The 21,111-nt window shown below is 69.1% G+C and carries 20 protein-coding genes; 16 read left to right on the top strand and 4 right to left on the bottom strand.

Going from position 1 to position 21,111, the window contains the following annotated elements; genetic code table 11:
- Positions 1-15: 15 nt before the first annotated feature.
- The 5 genes from VHA82_RS20220 to VHA82_RS20200 all read left to right on the top strand — a co-directional run bounded on the left by VHA82_RS20220 (position 16) and on the right by VHA82_RS20200 (position 6,984).
- Positions 16-624, top strand: a complete 609-nt coding sequence (locus VHA82_RS20220) for a hypothetical protein (protein ID WP_325546969.1) — start codon at positions 16-18, stop codon at positions 622-624.
- Entirely contained in the window at positions 621-2,396 is a 1,776-nt protein-coding gene (locus tag VHA82_RS20215; RefSeq protein ID WP_325546968.1) for a type I secretion system permease/ATPase, read from the top strand. Before VHA82_RS20220 ends, VHA82_RS20215 begins: the two co-directional genes overlap by 4 nt.
- A gap of 22 nt (positions 2,397-2,418) precedes the next feature.
- The gene (locus VHA82_RS20210) at positions 2,419-4,146 is read left to right on the top strand and encodes a type I secretion system permease/ATPase (protein ID WP_325546967.1); all 1,728 of its coding nucleotides are present in this window, start codon (positions 2,419-2,421) and stop codon (positions 4,144-4,146) included.
- A 79-nt stretch (positions 4,147-4,225) separates the two neighbouring features.
- Positions 4,226-5,617 carry an HlyD family type I secretion periplasmic adaptor subunit gene (locus VHA82_RS20205; RefSeq protein ID WP_325546966.1) on the top strand — a complete coding sequence of 464 codons (1,392 nt, stop codon included), beginning with the start codon at positions 4,226-4,228 and terminating at the stop codon, positions 5,615-5,617.
- Positions 5,617-6,984: a TolC family outer membrane protein gene (locus VHA82_RS20200; protein WP_325546965.1), complete on the top strand. Its 1,368-nt coding sequence runs from the start codon at positions 5,617-5,619 to the stop codon at positions 6,982-6,984. The genes VHA82_RS20205 and VHA82_RS20200 overlap by 1 nt, the downstream gene beginning before the upstream one ends.
- A 61-nt stretch (positions 6,985-7,045) precedes the next feature.
- Here the strand turns inward: VHA82_RS20200 and rfbC are convergent, their stop codons facing one another.
- Genes rfbC through rfbB form a run of 4 tightly spaced genes read right to left on the bottom strand, consistent with a single transcriptional unit; the run spans position 7,046 to position 10,485 of the window.
- Positions 7,046-7,600 (bottom strand): dTDP-4-dehydrorhamnose 3,5-epimerase, encoded by a 555-nt coding sequence (gene rfbC, locus VHA82_RS20195; protein ID WP_325546964.1) that lies wholly within the window; start codon positions 7,598-7,600, stop codon positions 7,046-7,048.
- 11 nt (positions 7,601-7,611) lie between these two features.
- The gene (rfbA, locus tag VHA82_RS20190) at positions 7,612-8,511 is read right to left on the bottom strand and encodes a glucose-1-phosphate thymidylyltransferase RfbA (RefSeq protein WP_325546963.1); all 900 of its coding nucleotides are present in this window, start codon (positions 8,509-8,511) and stop codon (positions 7,612-7,614) included.
- Between the two features lie 10 nt (positions 8,512-8,521).
- Positions 8,522-9,418: a dTDP-4-dehydrorhamnose reductase gene (rfbD, locus tag VHA82_RS20185; RefSeq protein ID WP_325546962.1), complete on the bottom strand. Its 897-nt coding sequence runs from the start codon at positions 9,416-9,418 to the stop codon at positions 8,522-8,524.
- A complete protein-coding gene (gene rfbB / locus VHA82_RS20180; RefSeq protein WP_325546961.1) occupies positions 9,415-10,485 on the bottom strand; it encodes a dTDP-glucose 4,6-dehydratase in 1,071 nt (356 codons plus the stop codon). Before rfbB ends, rfbD begins: the two co-directional genes overlap by 4 nt.
- Before the next feature lie 3 nt (positions 10,486-10,488).
- Between rfbB and VHA82_RS20175 the strand changes: the two genes are divergently transcribed.
- The 11 genes from VHA82_RS20175 to VHA82_RS20125 all read left to right on the top strand — a co-directional run bounded on the left by VHA82_RS20175 (position 10,489) and on the right by VHA82_RS20125 (position 21,108).
- Positions 10,489-11,277 carry a glycosyltransferase gene (locus VHA82_RS20175; protein ID WP_325546960.1) on the top strand — a complete coding sequence of 263 codons (789 nt, stop codon included), beginning with the start codon at positions 10,489-10,491 and terminating at the stop codon, positions 11,275-11,277.
- A 6-nt stretch (positions 11,278-11,283) separates the two neighbouring features.
- A complete protein-coding gene (locus VHA82_RS20170) occupies positions 11,284-12,390 on the top strand; it encodes a glycosyltransferase (RefSeq protein WP_325546959.1) in 1,107 nt (368 codons plus the stop codon).
- A 218-nt stretch (positions 12,391-12,608) separates the two neighbouring features.
- Positions 12,609-12,875, top strand: coding sequence for a flagellar biosynthetic protein FliQ (locus VHA82_RS20165; RefSeq protein WP_325546958.1), 267 nt, complete (start codon positions 12,609-12,611; stop codon positions 12,873-12,875).
- Between the two features lie 9 nt (positions 12,876-12,884).
- Entirely contained in the window at positions 12,885-13,718 is an 834-nt protein-coding gene (locus VHA82_RS20160) for a flagellar biosynthetic protein FliR (protein WP_325546957.1), read from the top strand.
- Positions 13,718-14,803: an EscU/YscU/HrcU family type III secretion system export apparatus switch protein gene (locus VHA82_RS20155; RefSeq protein WP_325546956.1), complete on the top strand. Its 1,086-nt coding sequence runs from the start codon at positions 13,718-13,720 to the stop codon at positions 14,801-14,803. The genes VHA82_RS20160 and VHA82_RS20155 overlap by 1 nt, the downstream gene beginning before the upstream one ends.
- A complete protein-coding gene (flhA, locus tag VHA82_RS20150) occupies positions 14,800-16,848 on the top strand; it encodes a flagellar biosynthesis protein FlhA (protein WP_325546955.1) in 2,049 nt (682 codons plus the stop codon). Before VHA82_RS20155 ends, flhA begins: the two co-directional genes overlap by 4 nt.
- 16 nt (positions 16,849-16,864) lie before the next feature.
- Positions 16,865-17,623 carry a flagellar hook-basal body protein gene (locus VHA82_RS20145; protein ID WP_325546954.1) on the top strand — a complete coding sequence of 253 codons (759 nt, stop codon included), beginning with the start codon at positions 16,865-16,867 and terminating at the stop codon, positions 17,621-17,623.
- Entirely contained in the window at positions 17,623-18,420 is a 798-nt protein-coding gene (gene flgG / locus VHA82_RS20140) for a flagellar basal-body rod protein FlgG (RefSeq protein WP_325546953.1), read from the top strand. Before VHA82_RS20145 ends, flgG begins: the two co-directional genes overlap by 1 nt.
- Positions 18,421-18,428: 8 nt before the next feature.
- Positions 18,429-19,406: a flagellar basal body P-ring formation chaperone FlgA gene (gene flgA, locus VHA82_RS20135; RefSeq protein WP_325546952.1), complete on the top strand. Its 978-nt coding sequence runs from the start codon at positions 18,429-18,431 to the stop codon at positions 19,404-19,406.
- Positions 19,403-19,969, top strand: a complete 567-nt coding sequence (locus VHA82_RS20130; RefSeq protein WP_325546951.1) for a flagellar basal body L-ring protein FlgH — start codon at positions 19,403-19,405, stop codon at positions 19,967-19,969. The genes flgA and VHA82_RS20130 overlap by 4 nt, the downstream gene beginning before the upstream one ends.
- Positions 19,969-21,108 carry a flagellar basal body P-ring protein FlgI gene (locus tag VHA82_RS20125; RefSeq protein WP_325546950.1) on the top strand — a complete coding sequence of 380 codons (1,140 nt, stop codon included), beginning with the start codon at positions 19,969-19,971 and terminating at the stop codon, positions 21,106-21,108. The genes VHA82_RS20130 and VHA82_RS20125 overlap by 1 nt, the downstream gene beginning before the upstream one ends.
- The last annotated feature ends 3 nt before the right edge of the window (positions 21,109-21,111 follow it).

The raw sequence follows: 21,111 nt of genomic DNA, 5'->3' as shown, positions 1-21,111 counted from the left end.
TATAATCCTTCCTATATGAAAACTTCGCTGCGCATCCCGTTGCAGGTCTCGCCCGAGCAGGCGGCCCGGCTGCAGGCGTTGCAGAAGGCGTTCGCCGAGGTGTGCAACGCGCTCGCGCCGCTCGTGCAGCAGACGCGCATCTGGAACCGCGTGACGCTGCACCACATGGCCTACAAGTCGCTGCGCGAGCGCTTCCCGGCGGTGGGCTCGCAGATGATCTGCAACGCCATCTACTCGGTCTCGCGCACGGCCCGCGCGGTGTTCCAGGAGCCCGCGAGTCCCTTCAATGTGCAGAAGCTGCAGGGCAAGCCGCTGCCCCTCATGCGCTTTGCCGATAACAGCCCCGTCTACTTCGACCGCCACACGCTCAGCCTGCGCGGCCAGGAGATGTCGCTCTACACGCTGGACGGGCGCATGCGTTTTCGCGCGAGTGCCGCGGCGCTCGCGCAGCTCGACTTCCACGACAGGAAGCTCACCGAGATCGCGCTCGCGCGCGGCGCGGGCGGACAGTTCGAACTCACCTTCCGCTTCGCCCCCGGCGAGGCGGAGCAAACTCTTCCCCCGCGCTCGAAGCCGCAGCGCCGCGGGGCTTTCCCGGAATACGTGCAAGTGGAGCAGGCATGACCCCCAATCCCATCAATCCGCCTCGCCGGGAACTGCGCGAGGCCGTGTTCGGGCTCGCACCGTACTTCAAGCGCGCCGCCCTCTTCGGCCTCATCGCATCGATTCTCGTGCTCGCGCCGAGCGGCTACATGCTGGAGGTGTACGACCGCGTCGTGAACAGCCGCAACCACTACACGCTCGTCATGCTCACGCTGCTCGTTCTGTGGGCCTACGCGGTCATGGAAACGCTCGAGTGGGCGCGCGGGCAGGTGATGCAGGCGGCGGGCCACGAGCTCGACCACAGGCTCGGCGACCGCGTGTTCATGGCGATGTTCACCGCCAACCTGCGGCGACAGCCCGGAGGCACGCACCAGACGGTGGGCGACTTTCGCACCGTGCGCGAGTTCCTCTCCAGCCCCGCCGTGGCCGCCGTGATGACGGTGCCCGTGTCGATCCTCTTTCTCGCGCTCGTGGCCTCGATCCACCCCGTGCTCGGCGCGGTCGCGCTCGTCGCGGGCAGCGTGCAGCTTGTCGTGGGCTGGCTCAACGAACGCTTCACGCACCCGCCGCTCACCTCGGCCAACCGCTCGGCCTTCGCCGCCAACCAGTATTCCGACGGCGTGCTGCGCAACGCCCAGGTGGTGGAAGCCATGGGCATGCAGCGCGACATCCACGAGCGCTGGATGACGAAGCAGCGCGAGTTCCTCTCGCTGCAGGCCGTGGCCTCCGAGCGCGCGGGCGCCTTCCAGGCCATCACGCACTTCATCCAGCTCAACCTGAGCTCGGGCCTCCTCGGCCTGGCCGCCTACCTGGTGCTGGAGGGCCACTCGCAAACGAGCGGAGGCCAGATGATCGTGTCGTCCATCCTGGGCGGGCGCGTGCTCGCGCCGCTGTCGCAGATCATCGCCCAGTGGCGCACGGTCGTGAACTTCCGCGACGCCTGGGCGCGCCTCGACGAAGTGCTGAACACCGTGCCGCCGAAGGCGCCTTCGATGCCGCTGCCGGCTCCGCGCGGCTCGGTGCAGGTGGAAGGCGTGGTCGCCGGCGCGCCCGGCACGCCCGCGCCCATCCTGCGCGGCATCGCATTCGCGCTGAAGCCCGGCGAGGTGCTCGCCGTCGTCGGGCCGTCGGCGTCGGGCAAGACGACGCTCGCGCGCGTGCTCACGGGCCTGTGGCCCACGGCCGGCGGCAAGGTCCGCCTCGAGGGCGTGGACGTGTTCGGCTGGGACAAGAGCGAGCTCGGGCCGAACGTCGGCTACCTGCCGCAGGAAGTGGAGCTCTTCGACGGCACCATCGCGGAGAACATCGCCCGCTTCGGCGAAGTGGAGATGCACAAGGTCGAAGCCGCGGCCAACGCGGTGGGCCTGCACGAGTTCATCGCCGAGCTGCCGCAAGGCTACGACACCCCCGTGGGCGGCGACGGCGACATGCTCTCGGGCGGCCAGCGCCAGCGGGTGGGCCTTGCCCGCGCGCTCTACGGCGAGCCGGCCTTCGTCGTTCTCGACGAGCCGAATTCGAGCCTCGACGAGGCGGGGGACGCGGCGCTCGTGCAGGCCGTGCGCGAACGCAAGGCGCGGGGCACCACGTTCGTGCTGATGACGCACCGCACGAGCATCCTGCCCGTGGCCGACAAGATGCTCGTGCTGCGCGACGGCCAGCAGCAGGTGTTCGGCGCGCGCGAGGAAGTGATGGCCGCGCTCGCCAAGGCCGCGCTGCAGGCGCAGCAGGGCCAGCAGGGGCAGCGTCCCGGCCCCGGCGCGCCGCCTCCGAAGCTCGTCACCGCCCGCCGCTGAAACCGAACCGACTGGACTGCCGATGCAACCCCCCACCTTCTTTCGCCGCAGCGAACTCGCCTCCGCCCTCTGGGGCTTTCGCGGCCCATTCGCGGTCGTGATCGTCTTCAGCTTCATCGCGAACCTGCTGATGCTCGTGCCCACCGTCTACATGCTGCAGGTGTACGACCGCGTGATGGTGTCGCGCAGCGAGCTCACGCTCTTTTCCGTGTCGCTGATCACGCTCTTCCTGTTCGGGGCGCTTTGCACTTCGGAGTGGATGCGCACGCGCGTGCTCGTGTACGCCGGCGTGCGGTTCGACCAGCAACTGTCCACGCGCATCTTCAACGCGAGCTTCGAGTCGTACCTCGCGCAGTCCTCCGCCGGGCCCTCGCGCGCGGCGACCGATCTGCTGCAGATTCGCCAGTTCCTCACGGGGCAGGGCATCTTCGCCTTCCTCGATGCGCCCTGGACGCCGATCTACCTGGCCGTGCTCTTCATGATGCACCCGGCGCTCGGCTACCTGTCGCTCGGCTTCGCGATCCTGCAGTGCGCGATGGTGTGGTGGGGCCACCGCAGCACGGCGCGGCTCACGGAAGCGTCGCAGGACGCGCAGACCGACGCGCAGGTCTTCATCCAGAACAAGCTGCGCAACGCCGAGGTGATCGAGGCGATGGGCATGATCGACGGCCTGCGCGCGCGCTGGCGCCGCCTGCAGACCACGTATCTCGGCCGAAGCGGCGACGCGCAGTCGGTCGCCAACCGGGTGCAGGCAATCAGCAAGTTCATGCGTTACAGCCAGCAGTCGTTCTCGCTCGGCCTGGGCGCCCTCCTCGTGATCAGCGGCGAGCTCACACCCGGCTCGATGGTGGCGGCCAACGTGCTCTCTTCGCGCGCGCTCGCGCCGCTCGACCTGCTCGTGGGCGTGTGGCGCGCGTTCGTGAACGTGCGCGCGGCCTTCCTGCGCCTGGAAAAGCTCCTGCAGCAATTCCCCGAGCGCGACCCGAGCCTGAAGCGCGTCGCCCCCAACGGCGAGATCACGCTGAAGAACGTGTTCGCGATGGCCGAGGGCCGCGCCGATCCGATCCTGAAGGAGATCGACCTGCACGTGCCCGCCGGCCAGATCGTCGCGGTGGTCGGGCCTTCCGGCTCGGGCAAGTCGACGCTCGAACGCGTGATCGTCGGCATCTGGCCGAAGGTGGCCGGCGAAGTCCTGCTGGACGGCCTGCCGATCTCCGGCTGGGACCGCCCGGAGCTCGGGCCGCACATCGGCTATCTGCCGCAGGACATCGAACTGCTCGAAGGCACGATCGCGGAGAACATCGCGCGCTTTGCGAAGGTCGACTCGGAAAAGGTGATCGAAGCGGCGCGCATGGCCGGCCTGCACGACATGATCCTGCGCTTTCCGCGCGGCTACGACACGCCGATCGGCGAAGCGGGCCGCCTGATGTCGGGCGGCCAGCGCCAGCGCATCGGCCTCGCGCGCGCGGTCTACGGCCGCCCGCCCCTCGTGCTGCTCGACGAGCCCAACGCGAACCTCGACGACCAGGGCGAGCAGGCGCTCCTGCGCACGCTGCATGCGCTGAAGGAAGGCGGCACCACCGTGTTCATGGCGATTCACCGCTCCTCCGCCTTGCAGGCGGCCGATCGCGTGATCGTGCTGCGCGATGGGCGCATCGTGGCCGACGGCGCTCCCGCCGACGTGATGCCGCCCGTGCGTCCCGTGCAGCACAACGCGCCGCCCGATGCCGAGGCACTGCCCGCCGGCTGAAAACCACCCCGCGAACACCTCTGCCGGAACCCGCACACCCGAACACCCGAACCTCATTTTCAGAGAAGCGCTGAGCATCATGGCCACATCCGACATTCTGAATCGCCTCACCTCCGTCTCGCCGTCAGGCGCCACCGATGCCGTGGGCGAACCCGCGGTGCGCGACCCGCTCGCCGCGGCCAACGACAGCCGGCGTCCGATCCGCATCGGCCTGTGGGCGCTCGTGCTGGGTCTGGGCGGCTTCATGCTGTGGGCCGGCTTCGCGCCGCTCGACGAAGGCGTGCCGGCCCAAGGCCAGGTCGCGATCGACACCAAGCGAAAGACCGTGCAGCACCTGCAAGGCGGCATCATCCAGGAGGTGCTCGTGCACGAGGGCCAGATGGTCAACGAGGGGCAGCTTCTCATCAAGCTCGACGACGCCACGACACGCGCGAACTACGAAACCGTGCGGCAGCAGTACCTCATGTATCGTGCCGTGCAGGGGCGTCTGCAGGCCGAGCAGCTCGACGCGCCCGGCATCACCTTCGCGCAGGACCTGAAGGACGCCGCGAAGACCGATCCGCAGATCGCCAAGCAGCTCGCCACGCAGACGCAGCTTTTCAACACGCGCCGCACGCAGCTGAAGGCGGACTTGCAGGCGTTCAACGAAAGCATCGCCGGCCAGCAGGCGATCATCCAGGCCAACCAGCAGATGCTCGGAAGCCGCAAGGACCAGATTCGCCTCCTGAACGAGCAGCTCGCCAACACGCGCGACCTGGTGAAGGAAGGCTACGCGCCGCGCAACCAGCAGCTCGACCTCGAGCGCATGATCGCCGACACGCAGGCGCAACAGTCGCAGATCATCGGCAACGTGATGAGCGCGCAAAGCGCGATTTCCGAGCTGCGCCAGAAGGCGATCTCGCGCCAGCAGGACTACCGCAAGGACGTGGAGACGCAGCTGTCCGATGCCTCCCGCGAGGTCGAGTCGGACGAGCAGAAGTACAAGGCGCTCTCCAACGATCTGCAGCGCACCGAGATCAAGGCGCCCGCGACGGGCCAGGTGGTGGGACTCGCCGTGCAGACCGTGGGCGGCGTCGTGCAGCCCGGCCAGAAGCTGATGGACATCGTGCCCGAGAACGAGGCGCTCCTGCTCGAAGTGAAGGTGCCTCCCAACCTGATCGACCGCGTGCACGCCGGCATGCCGGTGGACGTGCGCTTCAACGCGTTCGCGCATTCGCCCATGCTCGTGGTGGATGGCAAGGTGGCTTCCGTCTCGGGCGACTTGCTCTCGGAGCCGGCCAACCCGAACATCCAGTACTACCTCGCGCGGGTCTCGCTCACCGCGGACGCGTACAAGAAGCTCGGGCAAGACCGCCAGCTGCAGCCCGGCATGCCGGTGGAGGTGGTCCTGAAGACCGGAGAGCGCACGCTCCTCACCTATCTGCTGCACCCGCTCACGAAGCGCATCGCCGCGTCCATGAAAGAACAATGATGAAGACTTCCCGCGAAAGCGCCTTCGCCTGGCGCGGTCTGATCGTGATGGCCTGCGCCGTGGCCGCGTTCGGCGCGGCCGCGCAGGAGCCGCGGCGCCTCACGCTGTCTCAGGCGTACCGGCTCGCCATCGAAAACGATGCGAACCTCGCCGCCGCGCACGACCTCTTCGAGGCGCGCAGCGAGCGGCTGCCGCAGGCGCGAGCGCAGCTGCTGCCGAACATCTCGGCTAGCGCGAACCGCTTTCGCAACAACCTCGACTCGACCGTGCCGAGCATCACGGGCGCTCCGATCTCCTCGCACCGGGACTATCTGAGCGGCAACAACGCGATCGTCGCGCGGTTGCCGCTCTTTCGCCCGGCGCTCTGGGCGGACTGGCGGCAGGCCAAGGCGCAGGTGGCCGACGCCGGCGCGCAGTACGCCAAGGCCGTGCAGGACCTCGCGGTGCGCGTGACGACGGCTTACATGCAGGTGCTGCTCGCGCAGGAGCAAGTCGGGCTCGTCGCCTCGCAGAAGAAGGCGTACTCGACGCAGCTCGACGCCGCGCGCAAGGCGTTCACCGCCGGCAGCGGAACGCGCACGGACGTCGACGAGGCGCTCGCGCAGCTCGACCTCGCGGTCGCGCAGGAACTGCAGGCGAAGCAGAACTACGACTACACGCGCCGGCAGCTGCAGGCGCTCATCGACACGCCCGTGATGGAGGTGGCGCCGGTCGATTCCGCTCGGCTGCCTCTTGCGCCGCCCGAGCCCGAGGGCCTGCGGGCCTGGGTGGAACACGCGGAAGATGCAAGCCCCGAAATCCAGTCCGCCCGCGCGCAGGCCGAGGCGGCGCGGCAGGACGTCGAGAAGGCGCGCGCGGGGCACATGCCGACGGTCGACTTCGTGGCGCAGATCACGCGCAGCCGCAGCGACACCGTGACCGCGGTCGATCAGACCTATGCCGACAAGCAGGTGGGTGTCGTGCTCAACGTGCCGATCTTCGCGGGCGGCTTCGTCAATTCGCAGGTGCGGCAGGCGCTCGCGAGCGCGCGCCAGGCCGAGGACAACCTCGAGGCGCTGCGCCGCGACCTGTCGCTGCGCGTGGAAAAGGAGTATCGCGGCGTCACCGAAGGCGTGCTGCAGGTGCGCGCGCTGGAGCAGGCGGTGCGCTCGGCCGAAACGGCGGCGCAGTCGGCGAGCCGTTCCTATCAGGGCGGGGCGCGCACGATCGTGGATGTCTTCAATGCCGAGGAAAAGCTCGTGCAGGCACAGCGCGACCTGGCGGAGGCGCGCTACAACTACGTGCTGTCGCGCGTTCGCCTTCAGTCGCTCACGGGCGCGGTGGACCAGGCGGCGATCGACGACGTGAATACGTGGCTCGCTCCGTAGTGCAAGCGTGCACCCGGGCGCGGTGCGGCGGATGTCACCCGAGGGCGCGCCGGCACCTCGCTCAATCGAAGCATTCCGCCTGATCCCACCGCGGCGCGGCCTGGTCCTTTTGCGACAGCACCGGCGCGGTCGCGAGCTCTTCGAGCGGCCACGCGATGCCCACGTGCGGGTCGTCCCACGCGAGCGCGCGTTCGTGCTGCGGCGCGTAGTAGTCGGTCGTCTTGTAAAGAAAGTCGGCCCACTCGGACAGCACGAGAAAACCATGCGCGAAGCCGGGCGGCACCCAGAGCTGGCGATGGTTCTCCGCGCTCAGTTCCACGCCGGCCCACTGTCCGAAAGTCGGCGACGACCGCCGCATGTCCACGGCCACGTCGAACACGCGGCCGCTCGCGACGCGCACGAGCTTGCCCTGCGGCTGCCGGATCTGGTAGTGCATCCCGCGCAGCACGCCCCGCGCCGAACGCGAATGGTTGTCCTGCACGAAGCGATGCGTGTTGCCGACCGCGGCGTCGAACGCCTGCTGGTTGAAGCTTTCCATGAAGAAGCCCCGCGCATCCCCGAACACTTTCGGCTCGAGGATCACGACGCCGGGCAGCCGCGTGGCATGGACCTGCATCGCCGAGCCGCCTACACCGTGCCGCGCGCGATGGCGCGCAGGTATTCGCCGTAGCTGCTCTTCGCGAGCGGCTCGGCGAGCGCGGCGAGTTCGTCGCGGCTGATCCAGCCGTTGCGCCACGCGACCTCCTCCGGGCACGCGACCTTCAGCCCCTGCCGGCGTTCGAGCGTGTGGATGAACTGCGAGGCCTCCAGCAGGCTTTCGTGCGTGCCCGTGTCGAGCCACGCGAAGCCGCGGCCCATGACCTGCACGTCGAGCCGCCCGAGCTCCAGGTAGCGCTGATTCACGCTCGTGATTTCCAGCTCGCCGCGCGCCGAGGGCTTCACGTCCGCCGCGATGTCGCAGACCTGCCCGTCGTAGAAATAAAGTCCGGTCACCGCGCAATGGCTCTTCGGCTCGCGCGGCTTTTCCTCGATGGAGAGCGCCTTGCCGCGCGCGTCGAACTCCACGACGCCGTAACGCTCGGGATCCTTCACGTGATAGGCGAACACGGTCGCCCCGGCCGTGCGCGCGTCGGCTTCGTGCAGCAGCGAGACCAGATCGTGTCCGTAGAAGATGTTGTCGCCGAGCACGAGCGCGCTCGGCCGCCCGCCCACGAAGTCGCGTCCGATGATGAAGGCCTGCGCGAGCCCTTCGGGGCGAGGCTGCTGCTCGTAGGCGATGCGCATGCCCCACCGCGTGCCGTCTCCCAGCAGCTGCTCGAAGCGCGGCGTGTCCTGCGGGGTGCTGATGAGGAGCACGTCGCGGATGCCCGCGAGCATGAGCGTCGTGAGCGGGTGATAGACCATCGGCTTGTCGTACACCGGCAGCAGCTGCTTGGACAGCGCGAGCGTGGCCGGATGCAGCCGCGTGCCGGCGCCGCCCGCGAGGATGATGCCGCGGCGTTCGGTGGAGGATGTCGTCGGATTCATGTCGTGCGGTTCAGCGGCCGAACGCGGCCAGTTCGTTCACGACCGCGGCCACCCCGTGCTGCCAGGGCGGCAAAGTGAAGCCGAAGGTCGATCGCAGCCGGGCGGTATCGAGCCGCGAGTTGTGCGGGCGGCGCGCCGCGCTCGCGAAGCGCGACGAGTCGACGCGGCGCACGGTCTGCGGCGCGGCCTTGAGCGCCATCCCCGCGCGCTGCGCCACCTCGATGGCGAACGTCGCATAGCCGTGCCAGCTGGTCTCGCCGGCGGCGGCGAGATGGTAGACACCGGCCTCGCGCGGCTGCACCGTTCGAAGCAGATGCGCCGTGACGTCGGCGATCAGCGCCGCGCGCGTCGGCGCGCCCCACTGGTCGTCCACCACTTCGAGCGAATCGCGTTGCGCGGCGGCACGCAGGATCGTCTTCAGGAAGTTCTGGCCCCACGTGTCGTACACCCAGCTCGTGCGAAGGATGAGGTGGCGCGCGCAGTGAGCGCGAATCGCACGCTCGCCTTGCAGCTTGCTGCGGCCGTAGACGTTGATGGGGCCGGTCGCGTCGTCCTCGTGCCGGGGCGAGTCGCCGCTGCCGTCGAAGACGTAGTCGGTGGAATAGTGCACGAGCCATGCATCGAGCCGACTCGCCTCGCGCGCGATCAGCTCGCACGCCTCGGCATTGATCGCGAAGGCCTGGTCGCTTTCCGACTCCGCGCGGTCCACGGCGGTGTAAGCCGCGGCATTGACGATGGCTTGCGGCGCGACGTCGCGTATCGTCGCCGCGAGCTCGTCCGGGCGCAGGAGGTCGCCGCAAAGCGGCTCGGACGTGCGGTCGAGCGCGACCACCTCGCCGAGCACCGCGAGGCTGCGCTGGAGCTGCCAGCCGACTTGGCCCCCGCATCCGAAGAGCAGTGTCTTCATGCGGGGTGCGCGAGGCCGTCGTAGTGGCGCTCGACCCACTGCCGGTAGCTGCCGCTCGTCACGGATTCGACCCAGTCCGCATGGTCGAGGTACCACCGCACCGTTTGCTTCAAGCCCAGCTCGAATGCGACCGCCGGCTTCCAGCCGAGCTCGCGCGCGATCTTGCCGTCGTCGATCGCATAGCGGCGGTCGTGGCCGGGCCGGTCCTTCACGTGGGCGATGAGTGAAGCATGCGCGCCATTCGCGCGCGGACGCAGTTCGTCGAGCACGTTGCACAGCGCGTGCACGACCTGCAGATTGGTGCGCTCCGAGCGGCCGCCCACGTTGTAGCTCTCGCCGGGGCGGCCCCGCGCGAGCACGGTGTCGAGCGCGGCGCAGTGGTCTTCCACATACAGCCAGTCGCGCACCTGCTGTCCGTCGCCGTACACCGGCAGCGGCTCGCCGCGCAAGGCGTTGTGGATCATGAGCGGAATCAGCTTTTCCGGGAACTGCCGCGGGCCGTAGTTGTTCGAGCAGTTGGTGATGATCGTGGGCAGGCCGTAGGTGTGGTGCCACGCGCGCACGAAGTGATCGGACGCGGCCTTCGAAGCGGAGTAGGGGCTGTTGGGCTCGTAGCGGTGCTCCTCGGTGAAGGCCGGCGCATCCGGGGCGAGCGAGCCGAACACTTCGTCGGTGGAGACGTGGATGAAGCGAAACGCTGCAGCCGCCTGCGCCTCGAGCGACTTCCAGTACGCGAGCGTGCAGCGCAAAAGGTTGAGCGTGCCGATCACGTTGGTCTGCGCGAAGGCGAGCGGGTCCGAGATCGAGCGGTCGACGTGGCTTTCGGCCGCGAAGTTGACGATGGCGCTCGGGCGCAGTTCGGCGAGCAGCTTCGCAACCAGCGCTTCGTCGCCGATGTCGCCGTGGACGAAGCGATAGCGCGGGTCGTCCTGGACTTGCGCGAGGTTGCCGGGATGCCCCGCGTAGGTGAGCAAGTCGAGGTTGGCGAGCGGCGCCTTCGATTCGCGCAGCCGCCGCAGCACGAAGGCGGAGCCGATGAAGCCGCAGCCGCCGGTGACTAGAATCATTGCGTGTCCGATGTCCAAAGCCAGCGGTCGATTGTAAGTGCACCCCCTCCTCGCGACGGCATCGGCATCTCGGTCGTGAGCCACGGCCAGCGAAACCTCGTGGCGTCGCTTCTGGGCGAGATCGCGGCGCAGCGCGACCCGCTCGTGCGCGAGGTGATCGTCACGCACAACCTTCCGGACGCCCCGCTTGCCGCGCCCGCGCAAGGCTGGCCTTTCGCCTTCACCGAAATCTTCAACGCGACGCCTTCGGGGTTCGCGGCCAACCACAACCGTGCGTTCGCGGCGTGCCGCATGCCGCTGTTTTGCGTGGTGAATCCGGACGTCGAGCTGCCCGACCCCGCGATCTGGCGGCGCCTCGCGGCAGCGGCCCGCGGCCCCCGGGTGGGCTGCGCGTATCCGCGCCTTCTGAATGGCGACGGGTCGCCGCAGGACCACGAGCGCGAAGCGGTGACGCCGTTCGCGCTCTGGCGGCGGCACGTGCTGAAGCGCCCCGAGCGGCGATGCGACTGGGTGAGCGGCGCCTTCTGGCTCGTGCCGGCCGAGGCGTGGCGCGCGGCCGGCGGACTCGACGAGCGCTTTCACATGTATTGCGAAGACGCCGACTTCTGCCTGCGGCTGCAGCTCGCGGGCTTCACGCTCGCGCCTGCCGACGCGGTGGCGCGGCACTGCGCGCAGCGTGCGAGCCGCAGGCCGGGGCTTCGCATGCTGTGGCACGCGGCAAGCCTTGTCCGGCTGTGGACGCATCCGCCCTTGTGGCGCTTTCTGGGGACCCTGCCAAAAGCTCGACAATAGCGGGTCATGCTTGCGCTCCTCATCATCTGCTGCGCCACCGCGTTCGTCACCGCCGCACTGCTGATGCGCTATGCCCGCGAACATGCGAGCCTCTATGGGGACGAGGTGCCTCAGCGATTCCACCGCGGCGACATCCCCCGTCTGGGGGGAGTCGCGATGCTCTTCTCGTGCACGGTGGGCTGGGGCTGGATCGCGCTTGCCGATTACCTGCACCTCGCCAGCCCGCTCAGGGCGGCCGGCTGGTCGGCGGCGGCGGTGTGGCTCGCGACGGCCATCCCCGTGCTGGGCGGCATCGCCGAAGACCTCACCCAGCGCCTGCCGCCTTACTGGCGGCTCGCGCTCACCGTGGGCGCGGCCGTGCTCGCGGCGGGCATGCTCGACCTCGCCGTTCCGCGCATCGGCTGGGCCCCGGTCGACGAAACGTGGGCGCGCATGCCCTGGCTCGGCGTCGTGGTCGCGATCCTCGGCATCAGCGGGCTGCCGCATGCGTTCAACCTGATCGACGGCTACAACGGGCTCGCGGGGCTCGTCGCCTTCATCTGCTGCTTCGCGATTGCCTATGTGGCGCTGCAGGTGGGGGACCGGCAGCTCGCGGCCACGGTGCTCGCGCTGGCGGGGGCCACGGCCGGCTTCCTGCTGTGGAACTACCCGCGGGGTCTCATCTTCGCGGGCGACGGCGGCGCCTACCTCTGGGGCGTGGTGATCGCGATCGTCACCGTGCAGCTCGTGCAGCGCTACCCGCAGGTCTCGCCCTGGTTTCCGGTGCTCCTGCTCATCTACCCGGTGTGGGAAACGCTCTTTTCCATCTACCGCAAAGTGTCGCGCGGCCAGTCGCCGGGCGTGGCCGATGCGCTGCACTTCCATCAGCTCATCTACCGGCGCATCGTGCGCGGCGTGTTCCACGACGACGAGGCCCGGCGCATGCTGATGCGCAACAACCGCACGTCCCCCTATCTCTGGGGCTTCACGCTGCTCACCGTGATTCCGGCCGTCCTGTTCTGGAACAACACCCCGGTGCTCGTGTTCTTCACGGCTCTCTTCGTGGTGAGCTATGTCTGGGTGTACGTGAGCATCGTGCGCTTCCGGGCCCCGCGCTGGCTGCGCATCCGCTGACTTCGCTGGATCGGGCCGCAGCCCGGTCCCAACTAATCCCCTTTTTTTGGTGATCGTTTACCAGACGAAGGTATAACTCAGTACAAACACCAACATTTTTACCACTCAAGGCCTAGAATCCGTCTCCGCGCGCTCACATCCGGTCACAAAACGATCCCGGCGCCTTCACCCGAAGGACTTCTCGACACGGGCGCGCCAACATCCGGAGGAACCCAGGCATGCATGCGGACATGGCCATCGCCATGATGGCGGACCTTTTGTGGACGGGTCTGGCGATCTGCCTGCCGGTCCTCGGGCTCGTGATGCTCGTCGGCCTCGCGGTGAGCCTGCTGCAGGTGGTGACGCAAATTCAGGAGATGTCGCTCAGCTTCATCCCGAAGCTCGTGACAGCGGGCATCGCGCTCGTCGTGTTCGGCCCCTGGATGCTCGGCAAGCTCACGCAGTTCTCCGGCCGCCTCTGGTCGTCCATTCCCTCGATGTTCTGAAAGCACCGCGTGGACTTCTCCTGGGCAGCTTCACTCGGCAGCGCGGCACCGCAGGGCTATGGACTGGCCGTGCTGCTCGTGTCGCTGCGACTGGGCGCCATGCTGCTTCTCACGCCCGTCCTCTACGCCCTCGCGATGCCCGCGACCGTGCGCGTGCTCTTGATCGTCGGCCTGGCCGCGGCGCTCGCTGCCGGGCTGCCGGCAACCGCTGAGCTCGCGGCGAGGCTTGCCGATCCGGGGGCCCTGCTGGCCGCGTGCGCCAGCGAACTCGCGCTCGGGGCGTTGCTCGCGTTCGGCATCTTCGTCGCCTTCGCGGCGATCTCGATGGCCGGGCGAATGATGGACGTGCAGATCGGCTTCGGCATCGCGCAGGTCTTCGATCCGGTGACCCGCCGCCAGGTGCCCGTGCTCAGTTCCGCTTTCGATCACGTGGGCGTCCTCGTCTTCTTCCTCGCGGACGGTCACCACGCCCTGCTGCGCGCGGCCGCGCTCACGCTCGAGCGCTTCCCTCCCGGGCGGCCCTGGCCGCTCGCGGCCGCCGCGCCGATGGTCATGCAGCAGGCCGGGGCGCTCTTCGGCCTCGGCTTTGCCCTGGCGGCGCCGGTCGTCGTGGGCTTGCTGCTCGTGGATCTGGCGATGGGCGTCGTCGCCCGCAACCTTCCGCAGTTCAACATGTTCGCTCTCGGCATCCCCGTGAAGATCGTGCTGGGGCTCGCGATGCTCGCGCTCTGGTTCGCGGGGATGGGCGATGCGATGACGCGCACGTGGACTTACATCTTCCGCTCGTGGGATGCGGGACTGGCTGCGATGTCGGCGGCGATGCCGGCGGCGGGAGCGCGGTAATGGCCGAGCAGCAGGAAGACCTCGATCGCAACGAAGAGGCGACACCCCACAAGCTGCGCCAGGCCCGCGAGCGAGGCCAGGTGGCTCGAAGCGCGGACATCGTGTCGGCCTCGGTCTTCACCGTGGCCGTGGCGCTGCTCTACTGGAAGGGCTGGGATGCGCTTCAAGCGCAGTTCCGCTACGACCACGCTCTCCTCGCGCAGGCCGGGCGCATCGATGCGAGCGCCGGCACCTTCGAGGCGCTCCTCGCGCAGCTCCTGCGTGACACCGGGGCCGCGCTCGCGCCGTTGTTCGCGGCGCTCGCCCTCGCCGCCATCGTCGCGAATTTCGCGCAGACGGGCTCCGTGCTGTCCCTGGAGCCGGTGAAGGCCGATCTCGCGCGCCTTCATCCGGTCAACGGCCTGAAGAAGCTCTTTTCGCCGCGCACGCTCTTCGACGGCGCGCGCGCCGTGGTGAAGCTCGTGCTGCTCTCGCTCGTCGTGTACCTCGCGATCAAGGCGCTCGTGCCGCAGTTCCCGCGGCTGGCCGGCATGCCGCCCGCGCTGCTCGCGCGCACGATCGTCGGCGACGCCGCCTCGGCGGGCCTGAAGATCGCGCTCGCGCTGCTCGTCATCGCGTGTTTCGACTTCGCGTGGTCGCGGCGCGAATTCGCCAGGCGCATGCGGATGAGCCGGCGCGAGTTGAAGGACGAGCACAAGCAGCGCGAAGGCGATCCGCGCATCCGCGCACGGTTGCGCGAGCTGCGCCGCGAGGCACTTCGCCGCAGCATGGCCCTGCGCAGAACCGCGCAAGCCGACGTGCTCCTCACGAATCCGACGCACGTGGCCGTCGCGCTGCGGTATGACGAATCGGCCATGTCGGCGCCGCAGGTCGTGGCCAAGGGCGCGGGCGCGCTCGCTGCCGTGATGCGGCAGCTCGCGGCGCGCCATCGCATCCCGGTCGTGCAGAGCCCGCCGCTCGCGCGCGAGTTGTTCCACGAGCTCGAGGTCGACCAGTACGTGCCGCCCGCGCTCTATGCGGACGTGGCGCGCATCCTCGTGTGGGTGTTCGCGATGCGCAACCGTCGGGCGGGGTCGGCGGCATGAGCGCGGCGCAGCGCTTCTTCGGCCGGCACAGCGACATCGCGCTGGTGCTGCTCGTGCTGGGCGTGCTCGTCGTGCTCTTCGCGCCGATCCCCGCGGGCCTGCTCGACTTCCTGATCCTTGGCAACTTCAGCTTCGCCTTTCTCATCCTGCTGCTCACGTTCTACATGGCGCGGCCGGTGGAATTTTCGACCTTTCCCTCGCTGCTGCTGATCGCCACGCTCTTGCGCCTGTCGCTGAACGTCGCCGCGACGCGCCTCATCCTCTCCGACGCGAACGCGGGCAAGGTGATCTCCGCGATCGGGTCCTACGTCGTGGGCGGCAACTACGTGATCGGGCTCATCGTGTTCCTGATCCTGATCGTCGTGCAGTACGTCGTGGTCACGAACGGCGCCCAGCGCGTCTCCGAAGTCGCGGCGCGCTTCACGCTGGACAGCATGCCCGGCCAGCAGATGAGCATCGACGCGGACCTCAACATGGGGTTCATCGACCAGGCCGAGGCGCAGCGCCGCCGCAGGAACATCGAAAAGGAAGCGGCCTTCTACGGCGCGATGGACGGCGCGAGCAAGTTCGTGAAGGGCGACGCGATCGCGGGGATCGTGATCCTCATGATCAACATCGTGGGCGGCCTGTTGATCGGCATCATGCAGCACGGGCTGCCGTGGAACCAGGCGCTGCAGACCTACACGCTGCTCACGATCGGCGACGGCATCGTGACGCAGGTGCCGGCGCTCGTGATCGCGGTGGGCACCGGCATCATCGTCACGCGTTCGGCCGCCGACAACAACCTGAGCCGCGAGGCGCTGCGCCAGATCACGTCGTTTCCGAAGACGCTCGTGCTGGTCGCCGGCGCGCTGGGCGGGCTCTTGCTGCTGCCGGGGATTCCGTGGCTGCCGACGCTCGTGCTCGCCACGGGCGTGCTGGCGACGGCGACGATGCTCTCGAAGTCGGCCGAGCGCGACACGCAAGCCGCGCCAGCCGATTCGAACGAGAGCGCCGCCCAAGGCGCCGAGGACCCGTACGCGATGCTGCCGGTCGAGCCGGTCGAGGTCTTCGTCGGCAGCAACTGGGTGTCGCTCGTGAACCAGACCGACAGTCTCTTCACCGAGCGGATCAGGGTGTTTCGCAGACAGCACGCGCAGGACCTCGGGCTCGTGCTGCCGGCCGTGCGCTTCAAGGACGCGACGCGGCTCGCGGGCGACCGCTACGAGATCTGGATCGACGGCGTCGCTGTCGCGCGGGGCGAGGCGCGTTGCGGGCAGTGGCTCGCGATCCATCCGGCGGGCGATGTCAAGTCCATCCCCGGCGAGCCGACGCGCGAGCCGACCTACGGCCTGCCCGCGCTCTGGATCGAGGAGACGCTGCGCGACGCGGCGGCCGCGGCGAAGTTCACCCTCGTGGACGGCGCGACCGTGATGATGACGCACCTCACGGAAGTGCTGAAGCGCGAGTCGGCGACGCTGCTCACGCGCGCGGAGACCGATCGGCTGCTCGCGCGCGTGCGCCAGAGCCAGCCGGGGCTCGTCGAAGAACTGATTCCCACCGTGCTCTCGGTGAGCGACGTGCAGAAAGTGCTGCAGGGCCTTCTGCGCGAGAAGGTCTCGATCCGCCACATCGAGGCCATCCTCGAGACGCTGGCCGACGTCGGCCGCGCTACCAAGGACGCGGGCGTGCTCACGGAGCACGTGCGGCGCCGGCTCGGGCCCGCGATCTGCCGCGGCCTGCTCGGCGACGCGGCGGCGCTGCAGGTGATGACGCTCGATCCGCTGATCGAAAGCCGCCTGCTGCAGGGACTGCAGGCCGCGCAGGGCGGCACGCAGTCCCACGCGCTCGAGCCGAAGCTCGCGGAGCAGTTCCTCGCGCGCACGGTGCAGCAGGCCGAACAGATGATGAAGAGCAATTTGCTGCCGGTGCTCCTGTGCGCGCCCGATCTGCGGCGCCACGTCCGCAGCCTTTGCGAACGCGCCGTGCCGCATCTGCGCGTGCTTTCGATGGCGGAGATCCCGCAAAGCATCGAACTCAAGTCGTATGGCGTGGTGACGCTGTGAAGAAAGGAATTCCTCGATGAGCGAAGTGTTCGCGGTGGCCCTGCAGGGCATGCAGGCCGACATGACCCGCGTGAGGCAGGTCGGCATGAACCTGGCCAATGCGCTTACCACCGGCTACAAGGGCTCGGTCGTCGTGCAGACGCCGGTGGGTACGAGCTTCGCCGGTCATCTGACGGGCGCGGCCGCGACGGCGCCGACCCTCGAAGATGCAGCGGCCGACAACGCAGTGTCGATCCGGCACGACATGCGCACCGGCACCCTCAAGTCCACCGGCCAGGCGCTCGACGTCGCGATCACCGGCCGGGGCTTTCTCGAAGTGATCACACCCGACGGCCCCGCGTACACGCGCCAGGGCAACCTGCGCCTGGACGCGCAGGGCCGCCTCGTCACGGCACAGGGCTACCCCGTGCAAGGCACGGCGGGCGACATCGTGCTGACGACGTCCAGTCCCGTGATCGACGGTGCCGGACTCCTGCTCGGCCCTTCGGGCGAGGAGGACGCGCCGCTTGCCGAACTGAAGCTCGTCGAGTTCGAACCCGGGACCGAACCGCGGGCCCTCGGCGAGGGACTCTTCGCCGCGGGCGCGGCCATGAAAACCCTCGCGCGCGAGGACCGCCAGGTGCGCCAGGGCGCGCTCGAAAACTCCAACGTCTCTTCAATCGATGAAATGACCCAGCTGATTCATTCGATGCGCCACTTCGAGGCGCTGCACAAGATGGCGCAAGCCTACGACGAGATGCTCGGCACCGCCATCCGCAAACTGGGAGAGTCCTGATGTTCGACGCACTCGCCATCGGCGCCACCGGCATGCAGGCGCAACAGACGAACGTGGAGACGATCGCCAACAACCTCGCGAACGTGAACACGGTGGGCTTCAAGAAGGCGCGCGTCGGCTTCGCCGACCTCATGGTGCGCGAGGCGGCCGCCGTGGCCGCGCCCAACGCGGACGACCTCCGCGCCGGCGCGCTCGCCGCGGCTCCTCGAATGGGCGCCGGCGTTGCCGTGGCGAGCACGGCGAAGGTGTTCGATGCCGCGGAAGAGAAGAAGACCGATTCCCCGCTCGACCTCGCGATTCGCGGCGACGGCTTCGTCGAAGTGACGATGCCCGACGGCAGCTCCGCCTTCACGCGCGGCGGCACGCTGAAGGTGAACAAGGACGGCCTGCTCGCCACCGCGGCGGGCTACCCGCTGAAGGCTTCCATCGCGATTCCCGACAACGCGCAGTCGCTCGTGATCGGCGGCGACGGCCGCGTGCAGGTGCGCCTGCCCAATCAGGCGAACGCGGTGGAAGTGGGCCGCATCGAACTCGTGCGATTCGCTTCACCGGGGCTTCTCGCCGCGCTCGGCGACAACCTCTACCGCGCAAGCCCCGGCTCGGGCGAGCCGATCCCCGTGCGGCCGGGTGAGGACGGCGCGGCGACGTTCGCGCAAGGCTTCCTGGAAGGCTCCAACGTGAAGATGGTCGACGAGATGGTGAACCTGATGCTCGCGCAGGGCGCCTACGGCGCGTGCGTGAAGGTCGTGCAGGCCGCCGACGAGATGCTCGGCCTCGTGAACAACCTGCGCAAGTGAGTTCCGACGTGAAAGCCCGCACCCTCGTCGCTGTTGCGACAAGCCTCGCCTGTGCCCTGGCCGCGCACGCGCGCGACCTGCGGCCGGGCGAGGTGGAGATCGATCTGCACGCGCGTGTGGAGCCGCAGAACCGGCAGGTGCTGCTCGGCGACGTGGCGTTCGTCCGCACGACCGAGCTCGGCATCGCGCAAAGACTCGTGACGCTGCCGCTCGGCGACGCGCCGCTTGCAGGCGGCGAGGCCGTGCTCGATCGCGACGCGCTGGCGGCATGGATTCGCACGCGGCTTGGCGTGTCGCCGACCCAGCTCGTCTGGGCGGGCGCGCAGCGGGCCGTCGTTCGCGGCGCGGTGCAGAAGCTCGCATCCGTTCGCGTCGAGGAGAAGGCGCGCGCCGCGCTCCTGGAATGGCTCGCGCCCATCACGTCGCGCGCCGCGGTCGAAAGCACCGGCATGCGCGAAGACCTCGCGTTGCCGCCGGGGCGCATCGAGCTCGCGGCGCGTCCGTTCGCCGCCGGCACGCAGCCTGTGCCGCGCATGACAGTGTGGATCGACGTGTCGGTCGATGGCGCCTTCGTGCGCACGATCCCCGTCACCTTCATGGTCGACGCATGGCGCGAGGGCTGGGTGGCCACCGAGGCGCTGGGCGCGGGTGCGGCGATCGGCGGCCCGCTCGTGCAGCAGCGCGAAGTGCGCAGCCCCGCAGGCGGCGCTGCGCCGGTGTCCGCTGCATCCACCGCGCTTCGCACGGTGCGTCCCCTGAAAGCCGGTGAAGTGCTGACCACGGCGAACACGAAACCCGCCACCGCCGTCGCCCGAGGCGACTGGGTGAGCCTGCGATTCGCCGCCGGCGCGCTTCACCTCGAAAGTCGCGCGGAAGCGCTGCAGGACGGCGACGTCGGCCAGATCGTGCGCGTGCGCCTCGCGGGCGCGCCGGGCCCGGTGGAGGCCCGCATCGTGAGCCAGGGCCGCGTGGAGGCGATGCCATGAAGCGCGGAGTCCTGGTGGCGATCCTGCTTGCGATGGGGGCCTGCGCGCACGCCACGAGCCTCTACGACGAAGCCACGTTCCGCCCGCTCACGGCCGATCGGAAAGCACATCGCGTGGGCGACGTGCTCACGGTGCAGGTGCTGGAGGATTCGAGCGCCTCCACGAGCGCGGACACCGACACGCGCCGGAAGAACGACCTCACGACGCAGCTGTCCCATTCGAGCCGCTCGATGCAGGCCACGCTCGCGGTCAACGGCGACTTCGACGGCGGCGGCCGCACGCAGCGGGCCAATCGCATGCTGACGACCCTGAGCGTCACCGTGCGCGAGGTGCTCGCCAACGGCGATCTGCGCGTCGCGGGCGAGCAGATGCTCCTCGTGAACCACGAGGAGCAGCGCGTCACGCTCGAAGGCCGCGTGCGCCCGCAGGACGTCTCGGACGGCAACGTGGTGCTTTCCACGCGCATGGCCGACGCGCGCATCACCTATCTGGGCGAGGGCGAACTTTCCGAGCGGCAGCAGCGTGCATGGTGGCGCAAGCTCGCCGACTGGATGGGACTCTGATGAAGAAGTTGTGTTGCTTCGTGCTGGCCGCGGCGGCGTTCGCGTGCCAGACATCCCCGGCCGCGCCGGCGAGCCCCGACGAAGCCGATGCGCCGGTGCGCGTGAAGGACCTGGGCAAGCTGCAGGGCTGGCGCGAGAACTCGCTCGTCGGCTGGGGCATCGTGACGGGCCTGGCGGGCACGGGCGACTCGCCGTCGAACCGCGCGACGCGGCAGGCTTTGTCGAACGTGCTCGCGCAGTTCAACCTCACGGTGCCGCCCGAGCAGGTGCAAAGCCGCAACGTGGCCGTGGTGACGATCGCCGCATCGCTGCCCGCGTTCGCGCGCGAAGGCGACAACCTCGACGTCACCGTCAACTCCGCGGGCGATGCGCGCAGCCTCGTCGGCGGCACGTTGATGCTCACGCCGTTGAAAGCCGCCAACGGGCGCGTTTACGCGCTCGCGCAAGGGCCGCTCGCGGTGGGCGGCTACCGCTACGACGCCAACGGCAACGTGATCCAGAAGAACCACCCGACGGTGGGCTCCATCCCGGGCGGCGCCGTCGTGGAAGTCGGCGTGAAGTCCGAACCGCTCGCGCCCGGCCAGCCGCTCATGTTCGTGCTGGAGGAAGGCGACTACACCACGGCCAGCCGCGTGGCCTCCGCGATCAACGCGCAGCTCGGCGCCGGCACGGCGCATGCGAAGGACGCGTCGGGCATCGAAGTCGCCGTGCCCGAAAGCCAGCGCGAGCAGCTCGTGTCCTACGTCGCCCGCATCGAAAACGTGCTCGTGCATCCCGACCGCCGCGCGAAGGTGGTAATCAACGAGCGCACGGGCACCGTCGTGGCGGGTGGCGACGTGACGATCTCGCGCGTGGCGATCTCCCACGGCGATCTGAAGATTTCGATCACGAGCGACACGATGGTCTCGCAGCCGGCCGTCTTCGCACGCACGTCGGACGGCGTGCGCACGGCGGTCGTCACCAATTCGCGCGTCGACGTCGATGAGCGCGAGGGCAACGGGTTCCTGCGTTCCGGCACGACCGTGGCCGACCTCGTGCAATCGCTCGCGCGCCTGAAGACGCAGACACGCGACATCATTTCCATCCTGCGTGCGGTGAAGGCGGCGGGCGCCCTGCACGCGGAACTCGTGGTGCAGTAGGAG

This window comes from Ramlibacter sp., from assembly GCF_035548915.1.
Lineage (GTDB): Bacteria > Pseudomonadota > Gammaproteobacteria > Burkholderiales > Burkholderiaceae_C > Ramlibacter.
This window is presented reverse-complemented; position numbering and strand designations above follow the sequence as displayed.

Excerpts from the sequence above, each read along its gene's own strand:
- VHA82_RS20220 (WP_325546969.1), top strand. The coding sequence starts at position 16 with ATGAAAACTTCGCTGCGCATCCCGTTGCAGGTCTCGCCCGAGCAGGCG.
- VHA82_RS20215 (WP_325546968.1), top strand. The coding sequence starts at position 621 with ATGACCCCCAATCCCATCAATCCGCCTCGCCGGGAACTGCGCGAGGCC.
- VHA82_RS20210 (WP_325546967.1), top strand. The coding sequence starts at position 2,419 with ATGCAACCCCCCACCTTCTTTCGCCGCAGCGAACTCGCCTCCGCCCTC.
- VHA82_RS20205 (WP_325546966.1), top strand. The coding sequence starts at position 4,226 with ATGGCCACATCCGACATTCTGAATCGCCTCACCTCCGTCTCGCCGTCA.
- VHA82_RS20200 (WP_325546965.1), top strand. The coding sequence starts at position 5,617 with ATGAAGACTTCCCGCGAAAGCGCCTTCGCCTGGCGCGGTCTGATCGTG.
- rfbC (WP_325546964.1), bottom strand. The coding sequence starts at position 7,600 with ATGCAGGTCCATGCCACGCGGCTGCCCGGCGTCGTGATCCTCGAGCCG.
- rfbA (WP_325546963.1), bottom strand. The coding sequence starts at position 8,511 with ATGAATCCGACGACATCCTCCACCGAACGCCGCGGCATCATCCTCGCG.
- rfbD (WP_325546962.1), bottom strand. The coding sequence starts at position 9,418 with ATGAAGACACTGCTCTTCGGATGCGGGGGCCAAGTCGGCTGGCAGCTC.
- rfbB (WP_325546961.1), bottom strand. The coding sequence starts at position 10,485 with ATGATTCTAGTCACCGGCGGCTGCGGCTTCATCGGCTCCGCCTTCGTG.
- VHA82_RS20170 (WP_325546959.1), top strand. The coding sequence starts at position 11,284 with ATGCTTGCGCTCCTCATCATCTGCTGCGCCACCGCGTTCGTCACCGCC.
- VHA82_RS20165 (WP_325546958.1), top strand. The coding sequence starts at position 12,609 with ATGCATGCGGACATGGCCATCGCCATGATGGCGGACCTTTTGTGGACG.
- VHA82_RS20155 (WP_325546956.1), top strand. The coding sequence starts at position 13,718 with ATGGCCGAGCAGCAGGAAGACCTCGATCGCAACGAAGAGGCGACACCC.
- flhA (WP_325546955.1), top strand. The coding sequence starts at position 14,800 with ATGAGCGCGGCGCAGCGCTTCTTCGGCCGGCACAGCGACATCGCGCTG.
- VHA82_RS20145 (WP_325546954.1), top strand. The coding sequence starts at position 16,865 with ATGAGCGAAGTGTTCGCGGTGGCCCTGCAGGGCATGCAGGCCGACATG.
- flgG (WP_325546953.1), top strand. The coding sequence starts at position 17,623 with ATGTTCGACGCACTCGCCATCGGCGCCACCGGCATGCAGGCGCAACAG.
- VHA82_RS20130 (WP_325546951.1), top strand. The coding sequence starts at position 19,403 with ATGAAGCGCGGAGTCCTGGTGGCGATCCTGCTTGCGATGGGGGCCTGC.
- VHA82_RS20125 (WP_325546950.1), top strand. The coding sequence starts at position 19,969 with ATGAAGAAGTTGTGTTGCTTCGTGCTGGCCGCGGCGGCGTTCGCGTGC.